Origin of the sequence: Streptomyces sp. NPDC018947, from assembly GCF_044390505.1 — a bacterium.
In the GTDB taxonomy this organism is placed as follows: Bacteria; Actinomycetota; Actinomycetes; order Streptomycetales; family Streptomycetaceae; genus Streptomyces.
Map to the genome: position 1 here is coordinate 573,572 of NZ_JBIRZD010000002.1, position 24,895 is coordinate 598,466.

At 73.6% G+C, this 24,895-nt stretch carries 23 protein-coding genes; 8 read left to right on the top strand and 15 right to left on the bottom strand.

The annotated features are described in order from the left end of the window. Positions 1-102: 102 nt before the first annotated feature. Entirely contained in the window at positions 103-3,477 is a 3,375-nt protein-coding gene (locus ACH499_RS07200; protein WP_399014204.1) for a pyruvate carboxylase, read from the bottom strand. Positions 3,478-3,776: 299 nt separating this feature from the next. Here ACH499_RS07200 and ACH499_RS07205 point away from each other — a divergent pair, with 299 nt between their 5' ends. After that, complete coding sequence (locus ACH499_RS07205; protein WP_399014205.1) at positions 3,777-4,652, top strand: CAP domain-containing protein; 876 nt, start codon at positions 3,777-3,779, stop codon at positions 4,650-4,652. Between the two features lie 12 nt (positions 4,653-4,664). On the opposite strand, the gene ACH499_RS07210 is transcribed toward ACH499_RS07205, so the two are convergent. The 5 genes from ACH499_RS07210 to ACH499_RS07230 form a co-directional block, all read right to left on the bottom strand. After that, on the bottom strand, positions 4,665-5,966 hold the full coding sequence (locus tag ACH499_RS07210; protein WP_399014206.1) for an ATP-binding protein: 1,302 nt from the start codon (positions 5,964-5,966) through the stop codon (positions 4,665-4,667). After that, on the bottom strand, positions 5,963-6,652 hold the full coding sequence (locus ACH499_RS07215) for a response regulator transcription factor (RefSeq protein WP_356206737.1): 690 nt from the start codon (positions 6,650-6,652) through the stop codon (positions 5,963-5,965). Before ACH499_RS07215 ends, ACH499_RS07210 begins: the two co-directional genes overlap by 4 nt. A gap of 26 nt (positions 6,653-6,678) precedes the next feature. Continuing rightward, positions 6,679-6,987: a hypothetical protein gene (locus ACH499_RS07220; protein ID WP_399014207.1), complete on the bottom strand. Its 309-nt coding sequence runs from the start codon at positions 6,985-6,987 to the stop codon at positions 6,679-6,681. A gap of 60 nt (positions 6,988-7,047) precedes the next feature. Beyond that, positions 7,048-7,215, bottom strand: a complete 168-nt coding sequence (locus ACH499_RS07225; RefSeq protein ID WP_356206733.1) for a hypothetical protein — start codon at positions 7,213-7,215, stop codon at positions 7,048-7,050. Between the two features lie 91 nt (positions 7,216-7,306). Next, entirely contained in the window at positions 7,307-8,854 is a 1,548-nt protein-coding gene (locus ACH499_RS07230) for an alpha/beta fold hydrolase (protein WP_399014208.1), read from the bottom strand. 72 nt (positions 8,855-8,926) lie between these two features. Between ACH499_RS07230 and ACH499_RS07235 the strand changes: the two genes are divergently transcribed. Then, positions 8,927-9,874 carry a MerR family transcriptional regulator gene (locus ACH499_RS07235; protein WP_399014209.1) on the top strand — a complete coding sequence of 316 codons (948 nt, stop codon included), beginning with the start codon at positions 8,927-8,929 and terminating at the stop codon, positions 9,872-9,874. Positions 9,875-9,900: 26 nt separating this feature from the next. Here the strand turns inward: ACH499_RS07235 and ACH499_RS07240 are convergent, their stop codons facing one another. The 3 genes from ACH499_RS07240 to ACH499_RS07250 all read right to left on the bottom strand — a co-directional run bounded on the left by ACH499_RS07240 (position 9,901) and on the right by ACH499_RS07250 (position 12,953). Beyond that, positions 9,901-10,167 (bottom strand): hypothetical protein, encoded by a 267-nt coding sequence (locus ACH499_RS07240; protein WP_399014210.1) that lies wholly within the window; start codon positions 10,165-10,167, stop codon positions 9,901-9,903. An 86-nt stretch (positions 10,168-10,253) separates the two neighbouring features. Next, positions 10,254-12,485 carry a catalase/peroxidase HPI gene (gene katG, locus ACH499_RS07245; protein WP_399014211.1) on the bottom strand — a complete coding sequence of 744 codons (2,232 nt, stop codon included), beginning with the start codon at positions 12,483-12,485 and terminating at the stop codon, positions 10,254-10,256. 24 nt (positions 12,486-12,509) lie between these two features. After that, complete coding sequence (locus ACH499_RS07250) at positions 12,510-12,953, bottom strand: Fur family transcriptional regulator (RefSeq protein WP_356206722.1); 444 nt, start codon at positions 12,951-12,953, stop codon at positions 12,510-12,512. Between the two features lie 209 nt (positions 12,954-13,162). On the opposite strand from ACH499_RS07250, the gene ACH499_RS07255 reads away from it, so the two are divergent. Next, positions 13,163-14,263 carry a DUF475 domain-containing protein gene (locus tag ACH499_RS07255; protein WP_399014212.1) on the top strand — a complete coding sequence of 367 codons (1,101 nt, stop codon included), beginning with the start codon at positions 13,163-13,165 and terminating at the stop codon, positions 14,261-14,263. Positions 14,264-14,367: 104 nt separating this feature from the next. Then, positions 14,368-14,790, top strand: coding sequence for a DUF350 domain-containing protein (locus tag ACH499_RS07260; RefSeq protein WP_356206717.1), 423 nt, complete (start codon positions 14,368-14,370; stop codon positions 14,788-14,790). Positions 14,791-14,841: 51 nt separating this feature from the next. Here ACH499_RS07260 and ACH499_RS07265 read toward each other — a convergent pair whose 3' ends face one another. The 5 genes from ACH499_RS07265 to ACH499_RS07285 all read right to left on the bottom strand — a co-directional run bounded on the left by ACH499_RS07265 (position 14,842) and on the right by ACH499_RS07285 (position 20,021). Next, positions 14,842-15,915, bottom strand: coding sequence for a polyprenyl synthetase family protein (locus tag ACH499_RS07265; protein WP_356206714.1), 1,074 nt, complete (start codon positions 15,913-15,915; stop codon positions 14,842-14,844). A gap of 166 nt (positions 15,916-16,081) precedes the next feature. Next, positions 16,082-16,246 carry a 50S ribosomal protein L33 gene (rpmG, locus tag ACH499_RS07270; protein ID WP_356206711.1) on the bottom strand — a complete coding sequence of 55 codons (165 nt, stop codon included), beginning with the start codon at positions 16,244-16,246 and terminating at the stop codon, positions 16,082-16,084. A gap of 96 nt (positions 16,247-16,342) precedes the next feature. Further along, on the bottom strand, positions 16,343-17,662 hold the full coding sequence (locus ACH499_RS07275; RefSeq protein ID WP_356206709.1) for a M20/M25/M40 family metallo-hydrolase: 1,320 nt from the start codon (positions 17,660-17,662) through the stop codon (positions 16,343-16,345). Next, entirely contained in the window at positions 17,659-19,065 is a 1,407-nt protein-coding gene (locus tag ACH499_RS07280; RefSeq protein ID WP_356206706.1) for a cytosine permease, read from the bottom strand. The genes ACH499_RS07275 and ACH499_RS07280 overlap by 4 nt, the downstream gene beginning before the upstream one ends. 2 nt (positions 19,066-19,067) lie before the next feature. Continuing rightward, the gene (locus ACH499_RS07285) at positions 19,068-20,021 is read right to left on the bottom strand and encodes a DUF1177 domain-containing protein (protein ID WP_356206704.1); all 954 of its coding nucleotides are present in this window, start codon (positions 20,019-20,021) and stop codon (positions 19,068-19,070) included. 150 nt (positions 20,022-20,171) lie between these two features. On the opposite strand from ACH499_RS07285, the gene ACH499_RS07290 reads away from it, so the two are divergent. After that, the gene (locus ACH499_RS07290; RefSeq protein WP_399014213.1) at positions 20,172-20,993 is read left to right on the top strand and encodes an IclR family transcriptional regulator; all 822 of its coding nucleotides are present in this window, start codon (positions 20,172-20,174) and stop codon (positions 20,991-20,993) included. Between the two features lie 34 nt (positions 20,994-21,027). Continuing rightward, complete coding sequence (gene pepE, locus ACH499_RS07295) at positions 21,028-21,753, top strand: dipeptidase PepE (protein ID WP_399014214.1); 726 nt, start codon at positions 21,028-21,030, stop codon at positions 21,751-21,753. Between the two features lie 147 nt (positions 21,754-21,900). Here pepE and ACH499_RS07300 read toward each other — a convergent pair whose 3' ends face one another. Next, positions 21,901-22,788 (bottom strand): LysR family transcriptional regulator, encoded by an 888-nt coding sequence (locus tag ACH499_RS07300; RefSeq protein WP_399014215.1) that lies wholly within the window; start codon positions 22,786-22,788, stop codon positions 21,901-21,903. Positions 22,789-22,871: 83 nt separating this feature from the next. Here ACH499_RS07300 and ACH499_RS07305 point away from each other — a divergent pair, with 83 nt between their 5' ends. Together ACH499_RS07305 and ACH499_RS07310 are read left to right on the top strand one after the other, a co-directional pair. Beyond that, positions 22,872-23,822 carry a PhzF family phenazine biosynthesis isomerase gene (locus ACH499_RS07305; RefSeq protein WP_399014217.1) on the top strand — a complete coding sequence of 317 codons (951 nt, stop codon included), beginning with the start codon at positions 22,872-22,874 and terminating at the stop codon, positions 23,820-23,822. A gap of 116 nt (positions 23,823-23,938) precedes the next feature. After that, positions 23,939-24,775 carry a lysozyme gene (locus tag ACH499_RS07310; protein WP_399014218.1) on the top strand — a complete coding sequence of 279 codons (837 nt, stop codon included), beginning with the start codon at positions 23,939-23,941 and terminating at the stop codon, positions 24,773-24,775. Positions 24,776-24,895 lie beyond the last annotated feature (120 nt).

Here is a 24,895-nt window from a genome sequence, read left to right on the forward strand (position 1 = left end):
GGGGGGGTGGGGGGGGGGGGGGGGCGGGGGGCGGGGGGGGGGGGGGGGGGGGGGGGGGGGGGGGGGCGGGGGGCGCCCCCCCCCCCCCCACCGCCGTTTCGTTCAGCCCAGCTCGACCAGGAGATCGCCGCCCTCCACCTGCTGGATGCGGTTGATGGCCAGCCGTCCGACGGTGCCGGACTTCGGCGCGGTGATGGTGGCCTCCATCTTCATCGCCTCGATGGTGGCCACGGTGGCACCGGCCTCCACCTCGTCGCCCTCGGCGACGGCCAGGGTCACCACCCCGGCGAACGGCGCCGCGACATGGCCCGGGTTCGACCGGTCGGCCTTCTCGGTGACCGGGACGTCGGAGGCCGCCGCGCGGTCGCGGACCTGGATGGGCCGCAACTGGCCGTTCAGCGTCGACATCACGGTCCGCATCCCGCGCTCGTCGGCGTCGCCGATCGCCTGGAGCTCGATGAGCAGCCGCACGCCCGGGTCGAGGTCGACCGTGTACTCCTTGCCCGGGCGCAGCCCGTAGAAGAAGTCCTTGCTGTCCAGCACGCTGGTGTCGCCGTAGGTGCCGCGGTGGGCCTCGAACTCGCGCGCGGGGCCCGGGAACAGCAGCCGGTTGAGCGTCGCCCTGCGGTCCTTGGCCAGCCCCGTGCGGTCGTCGGCGGTCAGCTCCGCCACCGGCTTGGCCTCGGCGCGGCCCCGCAGCGCCTTGGTGCGGAACGGCTCGGGCCAGCCGCCGGGCGGGGTGCCGAGTTCGCCGCGCAGGAAGCCGATCACGGAGTCGGGGATGTCGAAGCGGTCCGGGTCCGCCTCGAAGTCCGCGGGGGAGACGCCGGCGCCCACCAGGTGCAGGGCGAGGTCGCCGACCACCTTGGAGGAGGGCGTGACCTTCACCAGGCGGCCCAGCATCCGGTCGGCGGCGGCGTACATCGCCTCGATGTCCTCGAAGCGGTCGCCGAGGCCCAGCGCGATGGCCTGCGTGCGCAGGTTGGAGAGCTGGCCGCCGGGGATCTCGTGGTGGTAGACGCGGCCGGTCGGCGAGGCGAGGCCCGCCTCGAAGGGGGCGTAGACCTTGCGGACGCTCTCCCAGTACGGCTCGAGGTCGCCGACGGCCTGGAGGTCGAGGCCGGTGGGCCGCTCGGTGTGGTCGGTGGCGGCGACGATCGCCGACAGGGACGGCTGCGAGGTGGTGCCCGCCATGGACGCCACCGCCCCGTCGACCGCGTCCGCGCCGGCCTGGATCGCGGCGAGGTAGGTGGCGAGCTGGCCGCCGGTGGTGTCGTGGGTGTGCAGGTGCACCGGCAGGTCGAACTCGCGGCGCAGCGCGGAGACGAGGGTCGCGGCGGCCGGGGCGCGCAGCAGGCCCGCCATGTCCTTGACGGCCAGGACGTGGGCGCCGGCGTTCACGATCTTCTCGGCGAGCCGCAGGTAGTAGTCGAGGGTGTAGAGCCGCTCCGCCGGGTCGGACAGGTCGGCGGTGTAGCACAGGGCCACCTCCGCGACCGACGTGCCGGTCTCCCGTACGGCGTCGATGGCGGGCCGCATCTGGTCGACGTCGTTGAGGGCGTCGAAGATGCGGAAGATGTCGATGCCGGTGGCCGCGGCCTCCTGCACGAAGGCGTCGGTGACCTCGGTGGGGTACGGGGTGTAGCCCACGGTGTTGCGGCCGCGCAGCAGCATCTGGAGGCAGATGTTCGGCACGGCCTCGCGCAGCGCGGCCAGGCGCTCCCACGGGTCCTCCGCGAGGAAGCGCAGGGCGACGTCGTAGGTCGCTCCGCCCCAGCACTCCAGGGACAGCAGCCCGGGCAGGGTGCGGGCCACCACGGGGGCGACGGCGAGCATGTCCTTGGTGCGCACGCGGGTGGCCAGCAGGGACTGGTGGGCGTCGCGGAAGGTGGTGTCGGTGACGCCGATGGTGGGCGACTCGCGCAGCAGGCGGGCGAAGCCCTCGGGGCCGAGTTCGGCCAGGCGCTGCCGGGAGCCGGCCGGGGGCTCGCCGGCGGGCAGCGGCGGCAGCTTGGCCGGCGGGTGGGCCAGTTCGGGGCGGTCGCCGTGCGGCTTGTTGACCGTGACGTCGGCCAGGTAGGTCAGCAGCTTGGTTCCGCGGTCGGCGGACTGCCGTGCGGTGAGCAGGTGCGGGCGCTCCTCGATGAAGGACGTCGTGACGTTCCCGGCCTGGAAGTCCGGGTCGTCCAGCACCGCCTGGAGGAACGGGATGTTGGTGGCCACGCCCCGGATGCGGAACTCGGCCACGGCACGCCGGGCGCGGTTCACGGCCGTGGCGAAGTCCCGGCCGCGGCAGGAGAGTTTGACCAGCATCGAGTCGAAGTGGGCGCTGATCTCCGTACCGGCGTGGGTGGTTCCGCCGTCGAGGCGGATACCCGAGCCGCCGGGCGAGCGGTAGGCGCTGATCGTGCCGGTGTCCGGGCGGAAGCCGTTGGCCGGGTCCTCGGTGGTGATGCGGCACTGGAGCGCGGCGCCGCGCAGGGTGATGTTCTCCTGGGCGAGACCGAGGCCGGCCAGCGTCTCCCCGGCCGCGATGCGCAACTGGGACTGCACGAGGTCGACGTCGGTGACCTCCTCCGTCACCGTGTGCTCGACCTGGATGCGCGGGTTCATCTCGATGAAGACGTGGTTGCCGTCGCGGTCGACGAGGAACTCCACCGTGCCCGCGTTCCGGTAGCCGATCTGCCGGGCGAACCTCACGGCGTCGGCGCAGATCCGCTCGCGCAGCTCCGGGTCCAGATCGGGCGCGGGCGCCAGCTCGATCACCTTCTGGTGGCGGCGCTGCACCGAGCAGTCCCGCTCGAAGAGGTGGATGACGCCGCCCTCGCCGTCCGCGAGGATCTGGACCTCGATGTGGCGGGGATCGACGACCGCCTTCTCCAGGAAGACCGTGGAGTCGCCGAACGCGGACGCGGCCTCGCGGGACGCCGCCTCGATGGCCTCGCGGAGCTGTGCGGGCTCCTCGACGCGGCGCATGCCGCGCCCGCCGCCGCCCGCGACGGCCTTCACGAACACCGGGAAGCCGATGCCGTCGGCGGCGCGGACGAGTTCGTCGACGTCGGTGGAGGGGGCCGAGGAGCCGAGGACGGGCACGCCGGCCTCGCGGGCGGCGGCCACGGCGCGGGCCTTGTTCCCGGTCAGTTCCAGGATCTGCGCGCTGGGCCCGACGAACGTGATGCCGGCCTCCTCGCACGCCCGGGCCAGCTCGGGGTTCTCGGAGAGGAACCCGTAGCCCGGGTAGACCGCGTCCGCCCCGGCGCGGCGTGCGGCGCGGACGATCTCCTCGACGGAGAGGTAGGCGCGCACGGGGTGCCCGGGCTCCCCGATCTCGTACGCCTCGTCGGCCTTCAGCCGGTGCAGCGAATTGCGGTCCTCGTACGGGAAGACCGCGACGGTGCGCGCGCCCAGCTCGTAACCTGCGCGGAACGCGCGAATGGCGATCTCACCGCGGTTGGCGACCAGCACCTTGCGGAACATTGTCGATCCCTTCAGCCTGCCGGTGACGAAAGACCATCGTGTCGGTGGCACCGCCGGTGCGCCATGTGAGCCGGGCCACTTCCGGCGGCGTCCGGTGCCCTTGCTTCCTGAGCGGACTTTGGCGGCTTTCTTAAGGCTTCTTGAAGACGGCCCCGGTGGGGCCCTGTCCGCACGCTGCCCGTCCTAGGCTCTCGGCAACCCCCCACAGGCCCGGTGGGCGCCTCGGCGTCCACCGGGTTCTCCTTCGGGGTCCAGCGCGTTCCGCTTCCGCCGACCGACAAGCCGAGGTGTCCTGCCCCATGGGTTCCCGTCGCGCCGCCCGCCCGTCCCGTTCCCACGCCCGCCGCCGGCGCGGGCTTCGGACGCGCGGCGCCGTCCTGGTGCTCGGCGTCGCCGTCACGGCGGGCGTCGGGATCACGCTCGCCGTCGGCGGGGACGGGGACGGCGGGGCCTCCGACCGGGTCACGGCGAGCGACGCCGGCGAGGTGCCGGGTGCCGGCGCCTCGGCGGACGGCGGGGCGGCTCCGGTCTCCCCGTCGGCGGGCCCGAGCGGTTCGGCGAGCCCCTCGCGCGGTGCGAGTGCCTCGCCGAGCGGGAAGCCGTCGGGGACGGCGAGCCCGGCCCCCGGGCGGACACGGACGGAGCGGCCCGCCGCGGCCACGGCGTCCGCGCGGGCGACGGCGGACGGCGGCGCCGGCGCGTCCACGGGCCGGGGCGGCGGCACCGGGTCGTCGGCCGGGGAGCCGGGGACCGCGTCCGGATCCGGCTCGGGCACGGGTTCCGGTGGGTCGGGCGGGGCCGAGGCGCAGGTGCTCGCGCTGGTCAACAAGGAGCGGGCCGCGGCGGGCTGCTCCCCGGTCACCGCGAACAGCCGGCTGGCCCGGGCCGCCGACGACTACAGCGACGTCATGGCCGCCGGCGGCGTGATGTCCCACACCGGCCCGGACGGCTCCACGATGGCGAGCCGTGTCGAGGCCGCCGGCTACGCGTGGTCCACGCTCGGCGAGAACATAGCCCGGGGTCAGGCCGACGCCGCCTCGGTGATGGAGTCCTGGATGAACAGCCCCGGTCACCGGGCGAACATCCTCAACTGCTCGTTCAAGGAGCTGGGGGTCGGTGTGCACCACGGCGACGGCGGCCCCTGGTGGACGCAGGACTTCGGCACGAGCCGCTGACGCCGCTCGGCGTCAGGCGTCAGCGAGCGCGAACGACACCCGCACCCGGGCGCCGCCCAGCGGTGCGCGGGTGATCTCCAGTTCCCCGTCCGCCGCGCGGGCCGCCCGGGCCACGATGTCCAGACCGAGCCCGGTGGAACCCCCGACGCTGACGCCCCGGGTGAGCGCGGCCGCGGGGTCCGCGACGCCCGGGCCCGCGTCGTCCACGGTGAGGACCACGTGCCGCTCGGCCCGCTCCACCCGGACGGCGAGTGCGGTGCGCTCGGGGGTGTGCCGGAAGACGTTGCCGACCAGGGCGTCGAGGACGGCCACGAGGTCGTCCTCGCAGAAGGCGACGGGCGTGGGCCGCGGGGTGAGGTACCGCTCGTAGGGCCGGCCCTGCTGGGTGGCGAGGACGGACCAGAAGTCCAGGCGCAGGGCGACCACCTCGGCCGCGTCGCACGGTCTGGCCGTGCCGCCTCCGCCGCCGGGCTGGGCGGCGGCCAGCGGCGTACGGGCCGCCGCGATGATCGAGTCGAGTTCGCCCTCCAGTTGCGCGGCCGCCTCGGTGACCCGCCGGGCGCTCGGCGTCGCCCCCATCCGGTCGGCCTCCAGGTAGAGGGCGGTCAGCGGGGTGCGCAGCCGGTGGGAGAGGTCGGCGACCAGTTCGCGTTCGACGGCGAGCAGGTCGACGACCCGGTCGGCCATCGTGTTGAACGCCACCCCGGCCTCCTGCAGCTCGGGCGGCCCGTCCGGTTCCACCCGTACGTGGAGGTCGCCGGAGCCGAGGGCCAGCGAGGCGCGCTTCAGGCCGCGGGAGGAGCGGACGACGCGGGCACCGAGCCGGTCGGCGACCAGCACCGAACCGCCGACCAGGCCGAGCGCGAGGAGCGCCATCACGCCCCAGGAGGCGGCCACGCCCCGGCTGAGGTCCGCCGCCGGTACGTGGGCCTCCACGACGGCGACCCGGTCGCCGCGCAGGACGACGGGCTGGAGGTACACCCAGCCGTCGGCGGTGTCCACGGCCAGCGTCTCGCGCCCGCGCACGGCCCGGTCGAGGGCCTCCCGCGGGGCGTGCGGGGTGCCGACGAAGCCGCCGTCGGGCAGCCGCACCGCGAGCCGGTCCAGCGAGCCGAGCTCGGTCACGGCCTGCTGCACGTCGGCCCGCCGGGTGGTGAGCGCGAGCACCGGGGAGAGAGCGGCGGCCCGCTGCTCGGCGGCGGTGGTGACGCGGTCCCGGGCCTGTTCGCGCACGAGGAGGGCGAGCGGGATGAGGAACGACAGGGCCACCATCGAGGTGACGGCCAGGGCGATGCCGGCGAGGGCCCGTCTCATGGCGAGCTGACCAGCTTGATGCCGATGCCGCGCACGGTCCGGAGATAGCGGGGCTTGCGCGCCTTCTCGCCCATCTTGCGGCGCAGCGCGGAGAGGTGGACGTCCACCGTCTGGTCCTCCAGATACGGCTGCCGCCACACCTCGTTGAGTATCCGCCGGCGCGGCATCACCTGGTCGGCGTGGGCGGCGAGATAGGCGAGCAGGTCGAACTCGCGGCGGGTGAGGACCAGTTCGCGTCCGGCGAGGTGGGCGGTGCGTGCCGTGGGGTCGATGCGCAGGTCGCCCACCCGCAGCTCGGGCGGCCGTACGGCACGCGGGTCGGCGGGCGTGGAGCGGCGCAGCACGGCGGCGAGGCGGGCAGCGAGCTGACCGCCGGAGAACGGCTTGACCAGGTAGTCGTCCGCACCGGCGTTGAGCAGCCGGATGATCTCGTTCTCGTCGTCGCGCGCGGTGGCGACGAGCACCGGGACGCGGGAGATGCCGCGGACCATGCGGAGCACGTCGAGCCCGTCCAGGTCGGGCAGTCCGAGGTCGAGCACCACGATGTCCGGCGGGCTCTGGGTGATCTCGCGCAGCGCCTCGAAACCCTGGTGAACGGTCTTGACCGCGTAGCCGTGTCCGGTCAGGACCTCGATCAGCGCGGCCCGGATCACGGGGTCGTCCTCGACGACAAGTACACAGGCCATGGGCAGGCACGTTAGCCGGTCCGTCACTATGGTGTCGTGTCCCGCCTCCTGCGCCACCTGCTCATCTGGCTGTCGTGCACGGCGGCCAGCGTCACGGCCGTCATCATCACGATCCACTTCGTGGTGGGTTCGACCCGGCCGACGGCGCCGGTCGCCCAGTCGGCGCCGGAGGAGCTGCCGGCGTCGCTGCCTCCCGCGCCGTCGCCGAGTGCGAAGCCGTCCTCGCCGAGTCCGTCGCCGAGCGGTGGGAGGCCCGCCCCGGCGCCCTCCCCTACGCGGGAGAGGCCGCCCGAGCCGAGTCCGACGCCGAAGCCCTCCCCGAGCCCCTCCCCCACCGGCCGGGAGACTCGGACGGGAGAGGGCGAGCGGGGCTGCGAGGAGGGCGCGTCGGGCGTCTACACGGTGCCGTCCGAGGGCGGGAAGGCGACCGTGCGGTTCGGCGACGGCGGGGTGTGCCTGGTCTCGGCGGTGCCGAACCAGGGCTTCACGGCGAGCACGAGCCAGAGCGCGCCCGAGACGCTGACGGTGACGTTCTCGGCGAGCCGCCACCGCTCGGAGATCACCGCGACGACCGAGCCGAGCAGGCGGGCCGGCGTCCGGGAGGTCTCGTTCTGAACCCGTTGCGCGGCGCGAGGACTCCCGGCCGCCGGTTCGTCAGCCCAGCAGGTGCTTCAGCACCGAGCGCATGGCCCGGTGCACGGCCTCGCGTGACTCGTCGGTCGGGTCGACGGTCTCGAAGCCGTGGTGGCCGTGCGGCACGTCGATCACCTCCACGTCGGCTCCGCACTCCTTCGCCGCGGTGAGGAACTGCTCGACGGTGGCCGCGATCTCGGCCGTCTCCAGGCCCGCGCGGGTCAGGACCACGGGCAGTCCCTCCGAGTCCGCCACGGCGCGCGCCGGGTGGAAGCGGGTGCCCGACATCCCCCAGTTGGGCAGGGGCGCCAGGACCGGATAGGTGGCCGCCAGGCAGCGCAGCCAGGGCGGGGGGCCGGCCAGCCAGTCGGCGGTGAGCGGTCCGCCGCCCGAGAAGAACCACAGCGCGACGCGGGACGCGTCCACCCGGGGATCGGCCCGGACGCGTTCCACCGCGCCGGCCACGTCGGCGGCGGCCCGCTCGTAGTCGGCGAGATCGTGCAGACGGTGCGCGACGACCGCGCCCACCACCCCGTTCCCGGCCGCGTACCGGGCATACCCTGTCAGCGTGGGCCAGTCCCTCGGCTCCGGGCGGGCGTCGGCGGGCACCGGGCCGCCGTGCACGAGGACGACCGCCGGGCGCGGCGGCCCGTCGGCCTCGGGCAGGTACAGGTCGACGTTCCCCGTCCGCTCGCGGGGCCGTTCGGGCACCTCCAGGAGGAACGGCCGCAGGTGGGCGGGCGGTTCGTCGGTGGCGGCCGGCTCCAGCCGGTGCCCCTCGCCGGCCGCGGCGCGCAGCAGCACGTCCGCGAGGTCCCCGGGACAGGAGAGCATCGGCCAGTGCCCGGTGGGGAGTTCGAAGAAGGTCACGCGGGGGTCGACGAGGGCCCGCAGCGCGGGGTCGCCCATGTCCACCATCATCTGCACCATCTCGATGCCCGCCCCGTTGCCGGTGCACAGCACGCCGGTGGTGGGCACCTCGGCGACGGCGCCGGTCAGCCGGAGCGGCTGGAGCAGTGTGCCGAGCGGCTGCGGTGCGGCGAGGGCGGTGAGCCGGTCCAGTGCGGCGTCGCCGAGGCCTTCGGTGCTGCCCCAGCGCCGCCACTCGTCGCGCGCCGGGGGCGGCAGTTCGCCCGTCGCCGACCCGGCCCCCGCGGCCGCCGCCGCGCGCCCGGCCAACTCGGCGCGCAGTTGCTGGTCGGGGACGGCGGCCAGGGCCGGGACACCGTCCTGCGGCATCCCCGAGTCCAGGTACACGACCCGGTCGATGAGCCGTGCCCGCCGGTCGGCGGCGCCGAGCGCCGGGTGGATGCCGTAGTCGTGGCCGACCAGCACGATCCCCGGGCCGTCCGGCGTGCCGTCCTCCGCGACCACCGCGTCGATCACCGCGAGCACGTCCTCGACGTGGGTCTCCAGGTCGGTGCCCGCCGCCGCGGCGCCGCGCGGGCCGTCCAGGGCGGTGAGGGCCACCGGGTACGCCCGCGCGCCCGCGGCGGCCAGGCTCGCGGCGGTGTCCCGCCACACGTGGGTGCCGGTGAACATGCCCGGCACCAGGATGAATACGGTCATGGCCTCTCCTTCGCGACGCGGTCGTCCCCCGCTCGGGCGGTACGGTAGGAACTCCCCCTGAGGGAGGTTCAAGTGGTCACGTCGCGCGACGGGTTGTGCGGCATCGGCGAACTCGCCGAGCAGGCGGGCGTCACCGTCAAGACCGTCCGGTTCTACTCCGATCGCGGGCTGCTGCCGGAGGCCCTGCGCAGTGCGGGAGGGCACCGCCGGTACGGTCCACAGGCGCTGGGCCGGCTGCGGCTGATCCGTTCCCTGCGCGCCCTCGGGCTGCCGCTGCCCGAGGTGCGGCGCGTGCTCGACGAGGAGGACGGGGCGGACGACGTGCTGGAGGAGGCCGTCGCCGGGCAGTTGCGTGAGGTCGGCTCCGAGCTGCGGGCGTTGCGCTGGCGGGAGGCGGCGCTGCGGCTGGTGCGGGAGTGTCCGCCCGGCGAGCGGGCGGACCGGCTGCGGCTGGTCGGCGCGGTGGCCGCGCCGCCGAGCACGGAGCCCCTGGTGCGGTTCTGGCGCGGCTGGCTGCCGCCGCGGATGCCGGCCCGGGCGGCCTCCGCGTTCCTGGAGGTGGCGGTGCCCCGGCCGCCCGACGACCCGGCTCCGCAGCAGGTCCTCGCCTTCGCCCGGCTGAACGCCCTGACGCTCGCGCCCTGCCCGGGAACCGCCCGGCCCCAGCCGGACGCGCACCGGGCCACGGGGGCGCGCGGGGCGGCCGTGCTGTACACGGGACTGGCCGAGGCGTACGAACTGGCGGGCGGGCCGCTGCGGCGGGGAGCGGATCCGCACGGGGGCGAGGCGCTGGACTGCTTCGTGGACGCGTACACCGGCGCGTACGGCGTGCGGGACAGCCCGGACTTCCGCCGGGTGCTGGCCCGGCGGCTCGCGGCCGACCCGCGGATCGACCGCTACTGGGAGCTGGTGGCCGAGGTGGTCACCGCGCCGGGGTCCCCGCCGGAGCCGACGCCCGGGACGGCGCACGACTGGCTGCTCGCCGCGCTGGAGGCGCAGACGGCGGCCGGGGCCGCCTGAGGACGGGCCCGTGCGTCCGGGCCCGGTCAGGGAATGTCGCCCCGCCAGTCGAAGCGGCGGGGGTCGCCCGGCCGGGGACCGTAGACGGTGCGGCCGCCGGGCCCGTAGCGGCCTATCTCCGTCGCCAGGGTCACGCCGCGGCCCCGTGCGTCCCCGGCGAGGTCCGTGACGTCCAGCAGCAGGCCGTCCAGCGGACCGCCGACCAGTTGCGCGTAGGCACGCCCGGTCCGCGGCCCCGGGTTGTCGTGGTCGGCGCCGTAGACCCTGCCCCGCATGAACTCCACCTCATCCATGACAGGCAGCGTCGCATCCGCCACTGACAACGCGGGCCGCGGTGCCCGGGCCGGACCGGTTCGCCCGGCCCGGGCACCGCGTCGTGTCAGACCAGGTCGAAGCGGTCGAGGTTCATCACCTTGACCCAGGCGGCGACGAAGTCGTGCACGAACTTCTCCTTCGCGTCGTCGGCGGCGTAGACCTCCGCGAGGGCGCGCAGCTCGGAGTTGGAGCCGAAGACGAGGTCGGCGCGGCTGCCCGCCCACTTGGTCGCACCGGTGACGGCGTCGACGCCCTCGAAGGTGGTCCCGTCAGCGGAGGCCGGCTTCCACGTCGTGCCGAGGTCGAGCAGGTTGACGAAGAAGTCGTTGGTCAGCGACCCGGGGGTGGCGGTGAGGACGCCGAGCTGCGACTGGCCGTGGTTGGCCCCCAGCACCCGCAGGCCGCCGACCAGGACCGTCATCTCGGGGGCGCTCAGGGTGAGCAGGTTGGCCCGGTCGATCAGCAGGTACTCGGCCGGCAGCCGGTTGCCCTTGCCGAGGTAGTTGCGGAAGCCGTCGGCGGTCGGCTCCAGCGCGGCGAACGACTCCGTGTCGGTCTGCTCCTGCGAGGCGTCCACCCGGCCCGGGGTGAAGGGCACCTCGATCTCGTACCCGGCCTCCTTCGCGGCCCGCTCGACGCCGACCCCGCCCGCGAGCACGATCAGGTCGGCGAGCGAGACCTGCTTGCCGCCGGTCTGCGCGGCGTTGAAGGACGCCTGGACGCCCTCCAGGGTGCGCAGGACCACCGCCAGCCGGTCGGGGTCGTTGGCCTCCCAGCCGATCTGCGGCTGGAGGCGGACGCGCGCGCCGTTGGCGCCGCCGCGCTTGTCGCTGCCGCGGAAGGACGAGGCGGACGCCCAGGCGGTGGAGACGAGCTGGTCGACCGTCAGGTCGGTGGCGAGGATCCGCGCCTTGAGGTCGGCGACGTCCTGCGCGTCCACGAGCTCGTACGTCCGCTCGGGCAGCGGGTCCTGCCACAGCAGTGTCTCCGAGGGCACCTCGGGGCCGAGGTAGCGCACGACCGGACCCATGTCGCGGTGGGTCAGCTTGAACCAGGCCCGGGCGAAGGCGTCCGCGAACTCGTCCGGGTTGTCCTTGAACCGCCGCGAGATCTGCTCGTAGGCCGGGTCGTAGCGCAGCGAGAGGTCGGTGGTGAGCATCGTCGGCGCGTGGCGCTTGTCCGGGTCGTGGGCGTCCGGGACCGTGCCGGCCCCGGCACCGTCCTTCGGCCGCCACTGGTGGGCGCCCGCGGGGCTGCGGAACAGCTCCCACTCGTAGCCGAAGAGGATCTCGAAGAAGCTGTTGTCCCAGGTCGTCGGCGTGTCCGTCCAGATGCCCTCGAGGCCGCTGGTGATGGTGTCGCCGCCCTTGCCGGTGCCGAAGGTGTTGCGCCAGCCGAGGCCCATCTCCTCCATCGGGGCGGCCTCCGGGTCCGGGCCGACGTGGTCGGCCGGGCCCGCGCCGTGGGTCTTGCCGAAGGTGTGGCCGCCGGCGATGAGGGCGACGGTCTCCTCGTCGTTCATCGCCATCCGGCGGAAGGTCTCCCGGATGTCGCGGGCGGCGGCGATCGGGTCCGGGTTGCCGTTCGGGCCCTCGGGGTTGACGTAGATGAGGCCCATCTGGACGGCGCCGAGCGGGTTCTCCAGCTCGCGGTCGCCGGTGTAGCGCTCGTCGCCGAGCCAGGTGGTCTCGGGGCCCCAGTAGACGTCGTCCTCGGGCTCCCAGACGTCCTCGCGGCCGCCGGCGAAGCCGAAGGTCTCGAAGCCCATCGACTCCAGGGCGACGTTGCCGGAGAGGATCAGCAGGTCGGCCCAGGACAGGCTGCGGCCGTACTTCTTCTTGACCGGCCACAGCAGCCGACGGGCCTTGTCCAGGTTGCCGTTGTCGGGCCAGCTGTTGAGCGGCGCGAAGCGCTGCTGGCCGGAACCGGCGCCGCCGCGGCCGTCGCTGATGCGGTAGGTGCCGGCGCTGTGCCAGGCCATGCGGATGACGAACGGCCCGTAGTGCCCGAAGTCGGCGGGCCACCAGTCCTGCGAGGTGGTCAGCACCTCGGCGATGTCGCGCTTGACCGCGGGCAGGTCCAGGGAGCGGAACGCCTCGGCGTAGTCGAAGTCCGCGCCCATCGGGTCGGCCACGGCGGGGTTCTTCGCGAGGATCTTCAGATTGAGCCGCTCCGGCCACCACTGACGGTTCCCGTCGCCCTGGGTCGGGTGGGGGGCGCGGGTGTGGGCGACCGGGCAGCCGCCCGTCTCCTCGGCCTTCGCGTCGGTCACGATGGCGTCGTGGTTCTCGGACATGGGAATCCTTCCGAACGGGGCGGTTCAGGGTGCGGGAGTACTGCCGTTGGCGAGGCATCCGGGGCACAGGCCCCGGTAGACGATCTCGGCGTCCTCTATCGAGAAGCCGTGGTCGCCGGAGGCGGTCAGGCAGGGCGCCCGTCCGACGGCGCAGTCGACGTCGGCGAGGGCGCCGCAGGACCGGCACACGACGTGGTGGTGGTTGTCCCCGACGCGCCCCTCGAACCGCGCCGGGCTGCCGGGCGGCTGGATGCGGCGCACGAGACGGGCCGCCGTGAGCGCGTGCAGGGCCTCGTACACGGCCTGGAGGGACACGTGGCCCACCCGGTCGCGCACCCCGGAGGCGAGGGCCTCCACGCCGAGGTGATCACCGGCCCGTACGGCCTCGAGCAGCGCGACGCGGGCGGCGGTCACCCGCAGCCCCGCTCCGCGCAGATCCTCGGCGGCCGTGCTCCGGGAGGCGGTCATGGCGGTGAACCTACTCCGCCAAACCGGAGCTCCTCAAGGAAACGAACGATTCCATTCGGAGGACTTCCGGACGGGGCGGGGTACCTGTGCGGGGCCCGTCCGCGCATCCGCCGTGCCGGCGGACGGTCGTGGTAGACAACGTGCGGGGCGGGCACCGGCCATGACATGCCGAACGACCGGCACAGCGCGACGACAGGAATGAGTAGCCCGTGCTTCTGAAGACGTTCCGCTGGGCGTTCGCCGTCACTGCCCTCGGCCTGGCCGCGGGGGTGCTGTACGACGGCTGGACCGCCCTCGGCCTGGTGGCGATCCTCGCCGTCCTCGAGGTGTCGCTGTCCTTCGACAACGCGGTGATCAACGCCGGGGTCCTGAAGAAGATGAACGCCTTCTGGCAGAGGATCTTCCTCACCATCGGCATCCTGATCGCCGTCTTCGGCATGCGTCTGGTGTTCCCCGTGCTGATCGTCGCCGTCAGCGCCCGGCTCGGGCCGATCGAGGCCGTCGACCTCGCGCTCACCGACAAGGACCGCTACCAGGAACTGGTCACCGACGCCCATCCGTCGATCGCCGCCTTCGGCGGCATGTTCCTGCTGATGATCTTCCTCGACTTCGTCTTCGAGGACCGGGAGATCAAGTGGCTGGGCCCCCTGGAGCGGGCCCTGGCCAAGATCGGCAGGGTCGACATGCTGTCGGTCTGCACCGCCCTGATCGTGCTGCTGGTCTCCTCCATGACCTTCGCCGCCCACGCCCACCAGCACGGCGGCGCCCATGCCGACAAGGCCCAGACGGTGCTGGTCTCGGGGATCGCCGGCCTGATCACCTACATGATCGTCCACGGTCTCTCCGGCTACTTCGAGAACCGGATCGAAGAGGAGGAGGAGCGCGAGCACGACGCCGAGGAGGAGGCGGAACGCCTGGGCGGGGCCCGCCCGGCCCTCGCCCTGACCGGGAAGGCCGCGTTCTTCATGTTCCTCTACCTGGAGGTGCTGGACGCGTCGTTCTCGTTCGACGGTGTGATCGGCGCCTTCGCCATCACCAACGACATCGTCCTGATGGCCCTCGGCCTCGGCATCGGCGCGATGTACGTCCGATCCCTGACCGTCTACCTGGTCCGTCAGGGCACCCTGGACGACTACGTCTATCTGGAGCACGGGGCGCACTACGCCATCGGCGCCCTCGCCGTGATCCTCCTCGTGACCATCCAGTACCAGATCAGCGAGCTGGTCACCGGTCTGATCGGCGTGGTCCTGATCGGCTGGTCCTTCTGGTCGTCGGTACGCCGCAACAAGGCGCTCGCGTCGCGGGGCTGACGCCGCGTCCGGACCGTCGCGGCCGGGGTCCGAACAGGTGCGCTACATTTTTCCTCGCCTTGACCGCGATCACCCGATCCTCACGCTACGGAGCCGGCACCCCCATGAGCGACATCGTCAACGGACTCGGCCGTACCACCGCCTACGGCGCCCTGGGCCTGGTCCTGTTGGTCCTCGGCATCGTCCTGGTGGACGTGCTGACGCCCGGGAAGCTCGGCCGGCTGATCTGGGAGCAGCGCAACCGCAACGCCGCCGTGGTGCTCAGCTCCGCCCTGCTCGGCATCGGCGGCATCGTGTTCACGTCGATATGGACGACGTACGACGACTTCGGCAAGGGACTGGTGTCGACCGCCGCGTTCGGTCTGCTGGGTCTGGTGATGATGGCCCTGGCGTTCCTGGCCGTCGACCTGATCACGCCGGGGCGTCTGGGCGCGACGCTGGTCGAGCCGGAGCCGCACCCGGCGGTGTGGGTGACGGCGTGCTGCAACATCGCGGTGTCGGCGGTCGTCTCGGCCTCCATCGCCTGACCCGGGTACCGCGCCCCGGCCCGGACGCGGCCTCCGGCGGCGGGTCGGGAGTCACCCGTTCCGCTCGACGCTCCACCGCGGCAGCGTCTCGAAGAAGGCGACCGCGTCCTCGCGCCACCGCGGACGCCAGCCCGCCGCCACCAGGGCGGCGTCGTCGGCGTAGCGCCGCATGTCCTGACGCATCCGGTCGGCCACTCCGCCGCGCTCGCCGATCTCGCGGATCGCGGCGACGGTCTCCGGTGTGCAGTCGGGGTCACCCAGTGCCTTCTCCACGACGGCGCGCTCGGAGCCGGTCACCGTGGACAGCAGCCGGGCGACGGTGTAGTTGTGCTTTCCCTCGCGGATGTCCGTGCCGGTGGGCTTGCCCATCTCGGCCGCGTCGCCGAACAGGTCGAGGTAGTCGTCGCGCATCTGTCCGCAGATGCCGACCAGGCGCGCGTAGCGCCGCAACTCCGCCTCGTGGCGTTCCGGTCGTTCACCGGCGGCGAGGAGCCCCAGGTACAGCGGGGCGAGGACCGAGTAGCGGGCCGACTTGTGGTCGGCGACGTCGTGCAGGACCTCGTCGTCCAAGGCTGCGGGGGCGAAGTCCCGTTCGAGGTCGGCGATCTGACCCACGAACGTGTCGGCCGCGGCCCGCGTCTGCACCTCGGCCATGGCCCGGCCGAGGCCGGCCGGGAGCCCGGCGTCCAGGAGCACGCGCAGCGAGAGGGCGAGCGCGAGGTCACCCGCGAGGACGGTGAGCCCGAGCGCGGTCCGCGGATGCCCGGGAAACCGCTGCCGGTAGGCGTAGGAGGTGGTGGGCCCGCCCCGGCGGGTCGCGCTGCCGTCGATGAGGTCGTCGTGCACCAGGGCGTGGGTCTGGAGCAGTTCGATGCTCAGCGCCGCGGCGTCCAGCCCCTCGGCCGGCCCGTCGCTCACCAGCCGCGCGGCCTCGTGCAGCAGCACGACCCGCATCCGCTTGCCGCCCCGCATCGACAGGTCGCGCAGCAGTTCCAGGCACTGCGGCGTGAACCGGCTGAACGAGGGCGCGTCCAGCGTCCTGCCCAGCGTGTCGAAGTACTCCGCGAACAGCGCGTTGAACCGCCGCTCGTACCGGGCGACACGGTCCTGCAGCGGCTCGGTCATGGCGAAGTCCTCCTGTGGGCGGGCGGGTGACACGCCCCGCAGTGTGCCAGGAGGCGCCGGGGTACTCGGCGGCGCGGTCGCCGTCACCGCACGACGGGACGGGCGCGGACAGGCGTCCGGCCCGGCCCCGCTGCTCGCGGGGCCGGGCCGGACGGTGCCTCTTCGGTCAGCGTTCCTCTCGGAACGGGACGTGTGCGCCCGCCACCGGGTCGTACTTGCGCAGGACGAGCCGGTCGGGGTCGTTGAGGCGGTTCTTGCGGGTCACATAGGTGACGCCGGTGCCGGCGGTCGACTTCAGCCGGACGACCGGGCGTGCGGTGCTGCGTGCCATGGGTGCTCCTTCCGACGGCGGCGGGGGCCGGTGCTCTCTGACCCGCGCATGCCAGTCACGTCGCTCAACACCGCCCGTCCCCCGCGCATTCCCGGCTCAGCAGCCCTGCCACAGCCGCGTCATCACCCGCACCCCGAAGCGCAGCCCCTCCAGCGGCACCCGCTCGTCGACGCCGTGGAAGAGCCGGCCGTAGTCGAGGTCGGGCGGCAGCTTCAGGCCCTTGAAGCCGAAGCAGCGGATGCCGAGCTTGGTGAAGGCCTTGGCGTCGGTGCCGCCCGGGTTGCAGTAGGGCACCGGGTGGCCGTCGGGGTCCTCGGCGCGTACGGCCTCGCACATGGCGTCGACGAGCGGGCCGTCGAAGGCCGTCTCCATGGCGATGTCGTGGTTGACCCACTGCCGGGACACCGAGGGCAGCAGCAGCGCGTCGATCGTGTCGATCAGCTCCTGCTCGTGGCCGGGCAGGAAGCGGCCGTCGACACGGGCGGTGGCCCTGCCCGGGATCACGTTGGTCTGGTAGCCGGCGGTGAACATGGTCGGGTTGGCCGAGTTGCGGAGCACGACCTGCATGAAGTCGGCCACGTGGCCCAGCTTGGCCAGCTCGGCGTCCAGGTCCTCGGCGTCGAAGTCGATGTCGACGTTCTGGAGCCGGGCCGCCTCCGCGAGCAGCGCGCGCACCGGTTCGATCAGGCGGACCGGGAAGGTGTGGCGGCCGATGCGGGTGAGGGACTCGGCGAGGTCGGTGACGGCGTTCTCGTCGTTCGGGGAGGAGCCGTGTCCGGCGCGCCCGGTGGCGGTCAGCTCCATCCAGGCCATGCCGCGCTGGGCGTTCTCGATCGGGTAGAGGCGCCGGGTGTCGTCGAGGGCGTAGCTGAAGCCGCCGCCCTCCCCGATCGCCTCGGTGACCCCGGCGAACAGGTCGGGGCGGTGCTCCACCAGCCAGTGGGCGCCGTACTTGCCGCCCGCCTCCTCGTCGGCGAGGAAGGCGAGGACGATCTCGCGGGCGGGCCGGGTGCCGGTGCGGGCGAAGTGACGGGCGGTGGCCAGCATGACGGCCACCGTGTCCTTCATGTCGATGGCGCCGCGGCCCCACAGGTAGCCGTCGCGGATCTCGCCGGAGAACGGCGGGACCTGCCACTCCGCCGGGTCGGCGGGGACGACGTCGAGGTGGCCGTGGACCAGCAGGGCGCCGCGGCCGGGGTCGGTGCCGGGGATGCGGGCGACGACGTTGGCGCGGCCCGGGGCGCTCTCGACCAGCTCGGAGGCGATGCCGACCTCGGCCAGCCGGGCCGCGACCCAGTCGGCGCAGGCCCGCTCGTCGCTGGTGGGGTTGGAGGTGTCGAAGCGGATCAGCTCCGCGCACAGGTCGACGACCTCGCGCTGCGCTTCCTCGGAAGCCGGGACGGTGGGGGTGCTCATGCTGCTCCTACGGGGGCCGAGCCGGAGGCGGCCTGGGCGGTCTCGGCCGGGCTGTCGTCCAGGGTGGTGGTGCCGTACGTCCTGATCCAGCCGGCGAGGCCGAGGACGCTGTAGAGGACGAACGCCGTCAGCAGGGAGTTCAGGGCGGGGATGCCGCCGTCGTAGAACTTGCCGACGCAGAAGGCGGCCGCCCAGATGACCAGGGACATCGGGACCCAGGTCGGCGAGGTGGCGGGAAGGGTCCCGGCCTCGCGGGTGGCGTCCAGGGGCGCGCGCATCCGGCGCACCACCCAGTACTCGGCGACGATGATGCCGCCCACCGGCGGGATGGCGACGCCCAGCACGGACAGGAAGTCGGTGAAGTGGGTCATGATGCCGACGGCGGACAGGACGGTGCCGGCGACGCCGAGGGCGATGGTGACGGCGCCGCGGTGCAGGCGCTTGCGGAAGACGACCTGGAAGAAGTTGACGACGCCGAGCGAGGAGCCGTACAGGTTCCAGTCGTTGATCTTCGCGGTGGACATCAGGACGACGAGCACGCCGAAGACGCCGGAGGTGGACAGCACGATCTGGGAGACCTGGCCGCTGCCGACCATGTGGCCGAGCAGCACGCCGGTCAGGCCGACGATGTACTCGGACAGGATCATCGACGAGGCGCTCTGCAGGAAGACGTGGCTGCCCTTGCGGTTGTAGCGGGTCATCTCCGGGGAGACGATCGCGCCGGTCATGTAGCCGCCCGCGATGGCGGTCGCGGCGACGGAGAGCGGGATGGCCTGGCCGGGCGCCGGGGAGTGGATCAGCTCGGACAGCGAGTGCTCGCTCAGCGCGTCGGTGACCGACCAGGCGACCATGGCGAAGAACAGCGGGGTGACGATCTTCGCGAAGACGGCCATGTACCGGAAGCCGAAGATCACGAGGACGGTGATGGCGGCTCCGGCGACCAGGCACCACAGCCAGGACGGGCCGCCGACCAGGGAGGACACGCTGTCGCCGAAGATGGTGTTCTGCACCCCGAACCAGCCGACGAGGCTGACCGAGATGACCAGGCTGACCAGCGCGGAGCCGTTGCGGCCGAAGCCCGCCCAGCGCGTGAGCAGGGGCGTCGCCAGCCCCTCGCGCATACCGGCCAGGCCGATCGCGAAGATCACGGCCTCGAGGATGACCGCGCCGAGGGTGAACGCCAGGAAGGCGTCGCCGAAGGACATGCCGACACCGATGGTGGCGCCGAGGGTGAACTGCGAGATGGAGCCGGACTGGGCGAGCCACTGCAGCAGCATCGTCCAGAATCCGAGGCGCTTGTCGCGGGGGACGCGGGACAGGGCGTAGTCGTCGCTGCCGACGGCTCCGGTGCCGTCCTTCCCGCCGGCCTGCGGGGCCGCTGGGGTGTTCTGGTGCGCGGCCATGATCATGACTCCTGGGGGACGCGGCCGAGGGTCTGCAGGTGAGCCAGCGAGCCGTAGCGGGAAACGAGCGAGGCGAACTCCACGTCGTCGTGGAACTCGAGGCGACCGCCGCCGTAGGCCTTCGCGGTCTCGACGGCGAAACGGGCGGCCACCGCGATGTCGCTCTCGTGGCTGGCGCCCGTCTGGCAGCCGGGCACCGCCGCCCCCGAGGTGATCGCGAGGCCGACGACCGGAGCGGGCGTCGCCGTGGCCGGCTGCAGAATCGAATTGATGTGATGTACCCCGTTACCGTACGGGGTGATGTCCTGGGTGGTCACCGGGTACGTGACCAACGGCTCACCACTCACCACGGCGAGGAGCTCGCCGAGCTGCTCGCTCACCTTGAGCACCCAGCCCTCCTTGACGGTGGGCGACAGGGCGACGCCCTTGTGGTTGATGATCCGGTTGCCCTTGGTGGTGTCGATGGAGAGCACCGCCTCCATATCGCCGGTGACCTCGTGCCGGTTCATGGTCGCGATGTCGACCGGCGAGTCCATGAAGGGCACCGGGTCGTGCGGCGCCGTCGGGGCGTTCGGGCAGATGTGCGTCGCGATGATCACGTCGCCGTCGAGCACGTCGCCGCGGCGGCGCATGTCGAGCAGCTTGGCGGCGGCGGCGAGGGCCGCGACGGCGCCGTCGGCGTCGGAGACCAGGCCGGTCATCTCGGGGCGGGCGCCGACGCCGCCCAGTCGTCCCACCACCCCGAGGGTGCGGGCGGACCCTCCGGCGGAGCGGCCGGACCGGCCCGGGACGCGCACGAGGACGAAGTCCGTCGAGCCGCGCTCGCCGGTGACGGTGGTGACCTCGGCGCCGGATCCCTCGGGGCCCGCGACGGAGTCGAGGTGGGCGGCGACGCGCTTGCCGTCGACGGCGGGATCGTCCAGCAGGTCCACGAGGTCCAGGACGTACTTCAACATGGGCAGTTCTCCTGATCCGCACCCGGGGGCGGTGCTGACAGCAGGTTCCGGATCCACTAACGTTCTCCGCAACTGTTTCCCGTTATCTGCAATCGCTGTCTGAATGGCGAGATGACGCGGGAGACCGAGGAGCGAGAGAGAGGAGCTGCCGTGACCGGTCAGCCCGACGACCGGAGGACTCCGGCCGGGGCGCTGCAGACCGTCGACCGCGCCCTGCTGGTGCTGCTCGCGTTCGAGCGCTCACGGCCCGACTGGGGCGTGACGGAGATCGCCACCGAGTTCGGCTGGGACACCTCGGTGGCCCAGCGTCTGCTCTCCACGCTCGCGGGACGCGGCTTCCTGGTCTCCGACCCGGCGACCCGGCGGTACCGCATCGGCCCGGCAGCGCTGCGCCTGGGCCGCCTGTGGGAGCGCTCGGGCTCCCTGGAGCTGCTCGCGGCACCGGTCCTCCAGGAGCTGCGGGCGGCCACCGGTGACACGGTGCTGTTCTGCCTGCCCGACAGCTTCCACATGCGCTGTGTGGCGGCCGTCGAGGGCGAGGAGGGACCGCTGCGCTACTACCCGCTGGTCGGCGAGCTGTACCCGGCGCACGCCGGGGCCACCAGCAAGTCGTTCTACGCCTTCCTGCCCGACGACCAGCGCCACCGGCTGTTCCGCGACCGGCCCATGGCGCGCTTCACCGAACGCACGGTCACCGATCCCGACCAGCTCGAACGCGAGTTCCGCCAGGTGCGCGCGCAGGGCTACGCCTGGACGGTCGGCGAGTACGACGCGGGCATCGGCACCGTCGCCGTGCCGGTCTTCCTCGGTGCCGAGCCGTACGGCAGCCTGAGCCTCGGCGCCGCGAAGGAGCGCTTCCCCGAGGGGCCCGAGGACCGGCTCGACGCACTGCGCCGCGCCGCCGCGCTGCTGGAGCGGCGCCTCACACACCCGCCCCAGCCGCACCGCCGCCCCCGCTCCCGCGCCTCCTGACCCACCGATCCACCCCCTTGAAGAGGTCGACCCCGTGAATCTGCTGCTCCTGTCCAACTCCACCCAGTACGGCCGCGGCTACCTGGAACACGCCCTCGGCACCGTCACGGGCTTCCTGCCCTCCGGGGCCCGGCTCGCGTTCGTGCCCTACGCCCTCGCCGACCACGACGCGTACACCGCCAAGGTCCGCGGCGCGCTCGCCGGCGCGGGCATCGACGTCCGGGGCGTGCACGAGGGCGGCGACCCGGTCGCGCGGCTCGGCGAGGCGGACGCGGTGTTCATCGGCGGCGGCAACTCCTTCCGCCTGCTGAGCGCGCTGTACCGCACGGGGCTGCGGGAGGCGCTGGTCGAGGCGGTGACGGGCGGGCTGCCGTACATGGGGGCGAGCGCGGGCACCAACATGGCGGCGCCGTCGCTGCGGACCACCAACGACATGCCGATCGTGGAGCCCCCGTCCTTCGAGGCGCTGGGCCTGGTCCCGTTCCAGATCAACCCGCACTACCTCGACGCCGACCCGGCCTCCACGCACAAGGGCGAGACCCGCGAGGAGCGGCTGACGGAGTTCCTCGAGGAGAACGACGTACCGGTGCTGGGCCTGCGGGAGGGGTCCTGGCTGCGGGTCGAGGGCGAGCGGGCGGTGCTCGGCGGTGAGCGCGACGCCCGGCTGTTCGCCCGCGGCACGGCGCCGCGCGAGCTCCCGACGGGCTCCGACGTGTCCGAACTGCTGCGGGCGCGGGGCGAGTTCGACACCCGCGTCTGACCGCGGCGACGACCGGCGCCGGGGACCCGTACGGGCCTCCGGCGCCGGCGTTCCGCGGGGGCGGCCGAACGGTCCCTGCCGGCGGGCCCCGCACCCGCCTGCCGCGGGCCACGGGCGGCCCCGGACGCCACGGTCGGCCCCCGGGGCTCAGCCGCCGAGGTGCCGTACGAGTTCGCGGGCGACCTCCCGCGCGGCCGGTGACGTCCATCGCCGGCGGTGCCGGGCCAGGCACAGCGGGGCGTCGGGGAAGCGCGGTCCGTCGATCCGCGCCAGGCGCCCTCGGCGCACCTCCTCCTCCACGGTGGCCCTCGGCAGCAGGGTCAGGCCCAGTCCGGCCGCCACGCAGGAGCGGGCGGCGTCGACGCTGCCGAAGCGGGTCAGCCGCGGCCGGCCGCCGGGTACGTCGCTCAGCCTCTGTGCCAGCGCGTCGCTGTAGGAGCAGCCCTCTTCGAGCAGGAAGAAGCTCTCGGCCGCCAGTTCCGCCCAGCTCGCGGCGCGGTCCCGGGCGGCGAGGGGGTGTCCCGGGGCCCCGACGAGGGCGAGCGGCTCCCGGGCGACCGGTTCGGCGGTCACGTCGGGGAAGCCGGTCTCCTCCTCCCACAGCAGCGCCAGATCGAGGCGTCCGGAGCGCAGTCCCTCGACGCACCGCGCGGTCCCGGCCGCGTGCAGGTGGACGTCCACGTCGGGATGGCTGGTGCGCAGGGCGGCGATCACGGCGGGCAGCCGGGTGGCGCACAGGGACTCGGGGGTGCCCACCACCACCCGCCCCGCCACGGCGCCGGCGTCACCGCCCGCCGCCCGCAGCCGCGCGACGGCGTCGAGGACGTCCTCGGCCCGCTCCAGGAGTCCGCGGCCGGCGTCGGTGAGCCGTGCACCGGAGGGCAGGCGGTCGAAGAGCCGGACGCCGAGGTCGCGTTCGAGGGTGCGGATGTGCACCGTGACCGTGGACTGGGCCAGGTGCAGTTCGGCGGCGGCCGCGGTGAAGCTGCCCGTACGGGCGAGCACGCCGAACGTCGTCAGCAGTCGGGTGTCCACTCCCCCATGCTATGCGTTTTTCCGATGGCGGGGATCGATACCGATCGTTGGACTCGATGAGGGCGGGGTGGGAGCGTGGAGCCATGAACACAGACGCGACGCGAGCGGACGACACCGGCCGGCGTTCCGGGCCGCCCGCCGGGACCAGGATCCTGCGCTATGCCGCCTTCACCCCCGACCCGGCGGGCGGCAACCCGGCCGGGGTGGTGCTCGACGCGGCCGGACTCGACGACGCCGGCATGCTGGCGATCGCGGCCGAGGTCGGCTACTCCGAGACCGCCTTCGTCACCGCCGGGGACGAGCGCCTGCGTCGCTTCCGGGTCCGCTACTTCAGCCCCCTCGCCGAGGTGGCGTTCTGCGGGCACGCCACGGTGGCCCTGTCGGTCGCCCTCGCCGAGCGGCTGGGTCCCGGCGACCTCGTCCTCGACACCCCCGCCGGCGAGATCCGCGTCGCCACCGCCGCCGACGGCACCGGCGCGCTGCGGGCCACCCTGACGAGCGTGCCCACCCGTTCCCGTCCCGCGCGCCCCGAGGAACTCGACGCGGCGCTCGGGGCGCTGCGCTGGCGGGCCGGGGACCTGGACCCCGCCCTGCCCGCGCACGTGGCGTTCGGCGGCAACGACCACCTGGTGCTCGCGGCGGCGTCGCGTGCCCGGCTGGCCGATCTGGACTACGACTTCGACGGGCTGGCCGAGGTCATGCGGCGCCACGGGTGGACGACGGTGGACCTGGTGTGGCGCGAGTCGCCGGAGCGCTTTCACGCGCGCAACCCGTTCCCCGTCGGCGGTGTCGTGGAGGACCCGGCGACCGGGGCGGCGGCCGCGGCGTTCGGCGGGTACCTGCGCGAACTGGGCCTGGTCGAGCGGCCCGGCACCATCGCGATCCGCCAGGGCGAGGACATGGGCCGTCCCAGCGACCTTCTGATCGAAGTGGCCCCGCGCGACGCGCGCGTCCGGGTCGGCGGGCGGGCGGTGCCGATCGCCTGGCCGGAGGAACCGCCGGGCCCCAACGGACCGGGGGGTCCTGCCGCGTGACCCGGCGCCACGTCGGCGCCCCGGGGGGAGCAGTCAGGCGTCCGAAGGGCTGACACGGCGACACCGTCGGGTGAGTGCGGATGCGGCGGGGCCTGACAGCGGATCGGATGGGACGCATGCGCAGACCCATATCCGTGGCTTCCCGCCACGCACGCCTGCTCAGGTCAGGCGTCGCACTCGCCGCCCCGTCCCTGCTCCTCTCCCTGTGCGCGGTCCCCGCCTCGGCCGACGGGACCGGCGGAACGCCGGCCCGCGGTACGGCCTACATGGGCCGGGGAGTTCTGGCCCACGAAGGCGTGGACGGACAGCCCATCGACACCCGGGTCACCCAGACGGAAGGCGTCGACGTCTCCAGCCACCAGGGCAGCGTCGCCTGGTCGACCCTGTGGAGCAGCGGGGTCAAGTGGGCCTATGTGAAGGCCACCGAGGGGACCTCCTACCGCAATCCCTACTTCGCCCAGCAGTACGGCGGTTCGTACAACGTCGGCATGATCCGCGGCGCGTACCACTTCGCGACGCCGGACACCGCCGGTGGCGCCGCCCAGGCCGACTACTTCGTCGACCACGGCGGCGGCTGGTCCAAGGACGGCAAGACCCTGCCGGGCGTCCTCGACATCGAGTACAACCCGTACGGGGCGACCTGCTACGGCAGGACGTCCAGTCAGATGGTCAGTTGGATCCGTGCCTTCCTCGACCGCTACCGGGCGCGCACCGGCCGCGACGCCGTCATCTACACCTCCACCAACTGGTGGAAGCAGTGCACCGGGAACTACAGCGGTTTCGGGGCGGTCAACCCGTTGTGGATCGCCCGCTACGCCTCCACGGTGGGTGAGCTGCCGGCGGGCTGGGACTTCCACACCATGTGGCAGTACACCTCGACCGGGCCGACCGTCGGGGACCACGACAAGTTCAACGGCTCGCTCGACCGCGTCAAGGCGTTCGCCAACGGCTGAGCACTCTCCCGGGCGTGCGGGGGGGGCCCCCGGCACCCGGCCCCCCGCCCCCCCCACGGGGACGGGGACACCCCCCCCCCCCCGGTAGCCGCCCCCCCCGCGGCGGGGCGCAGAGGACGG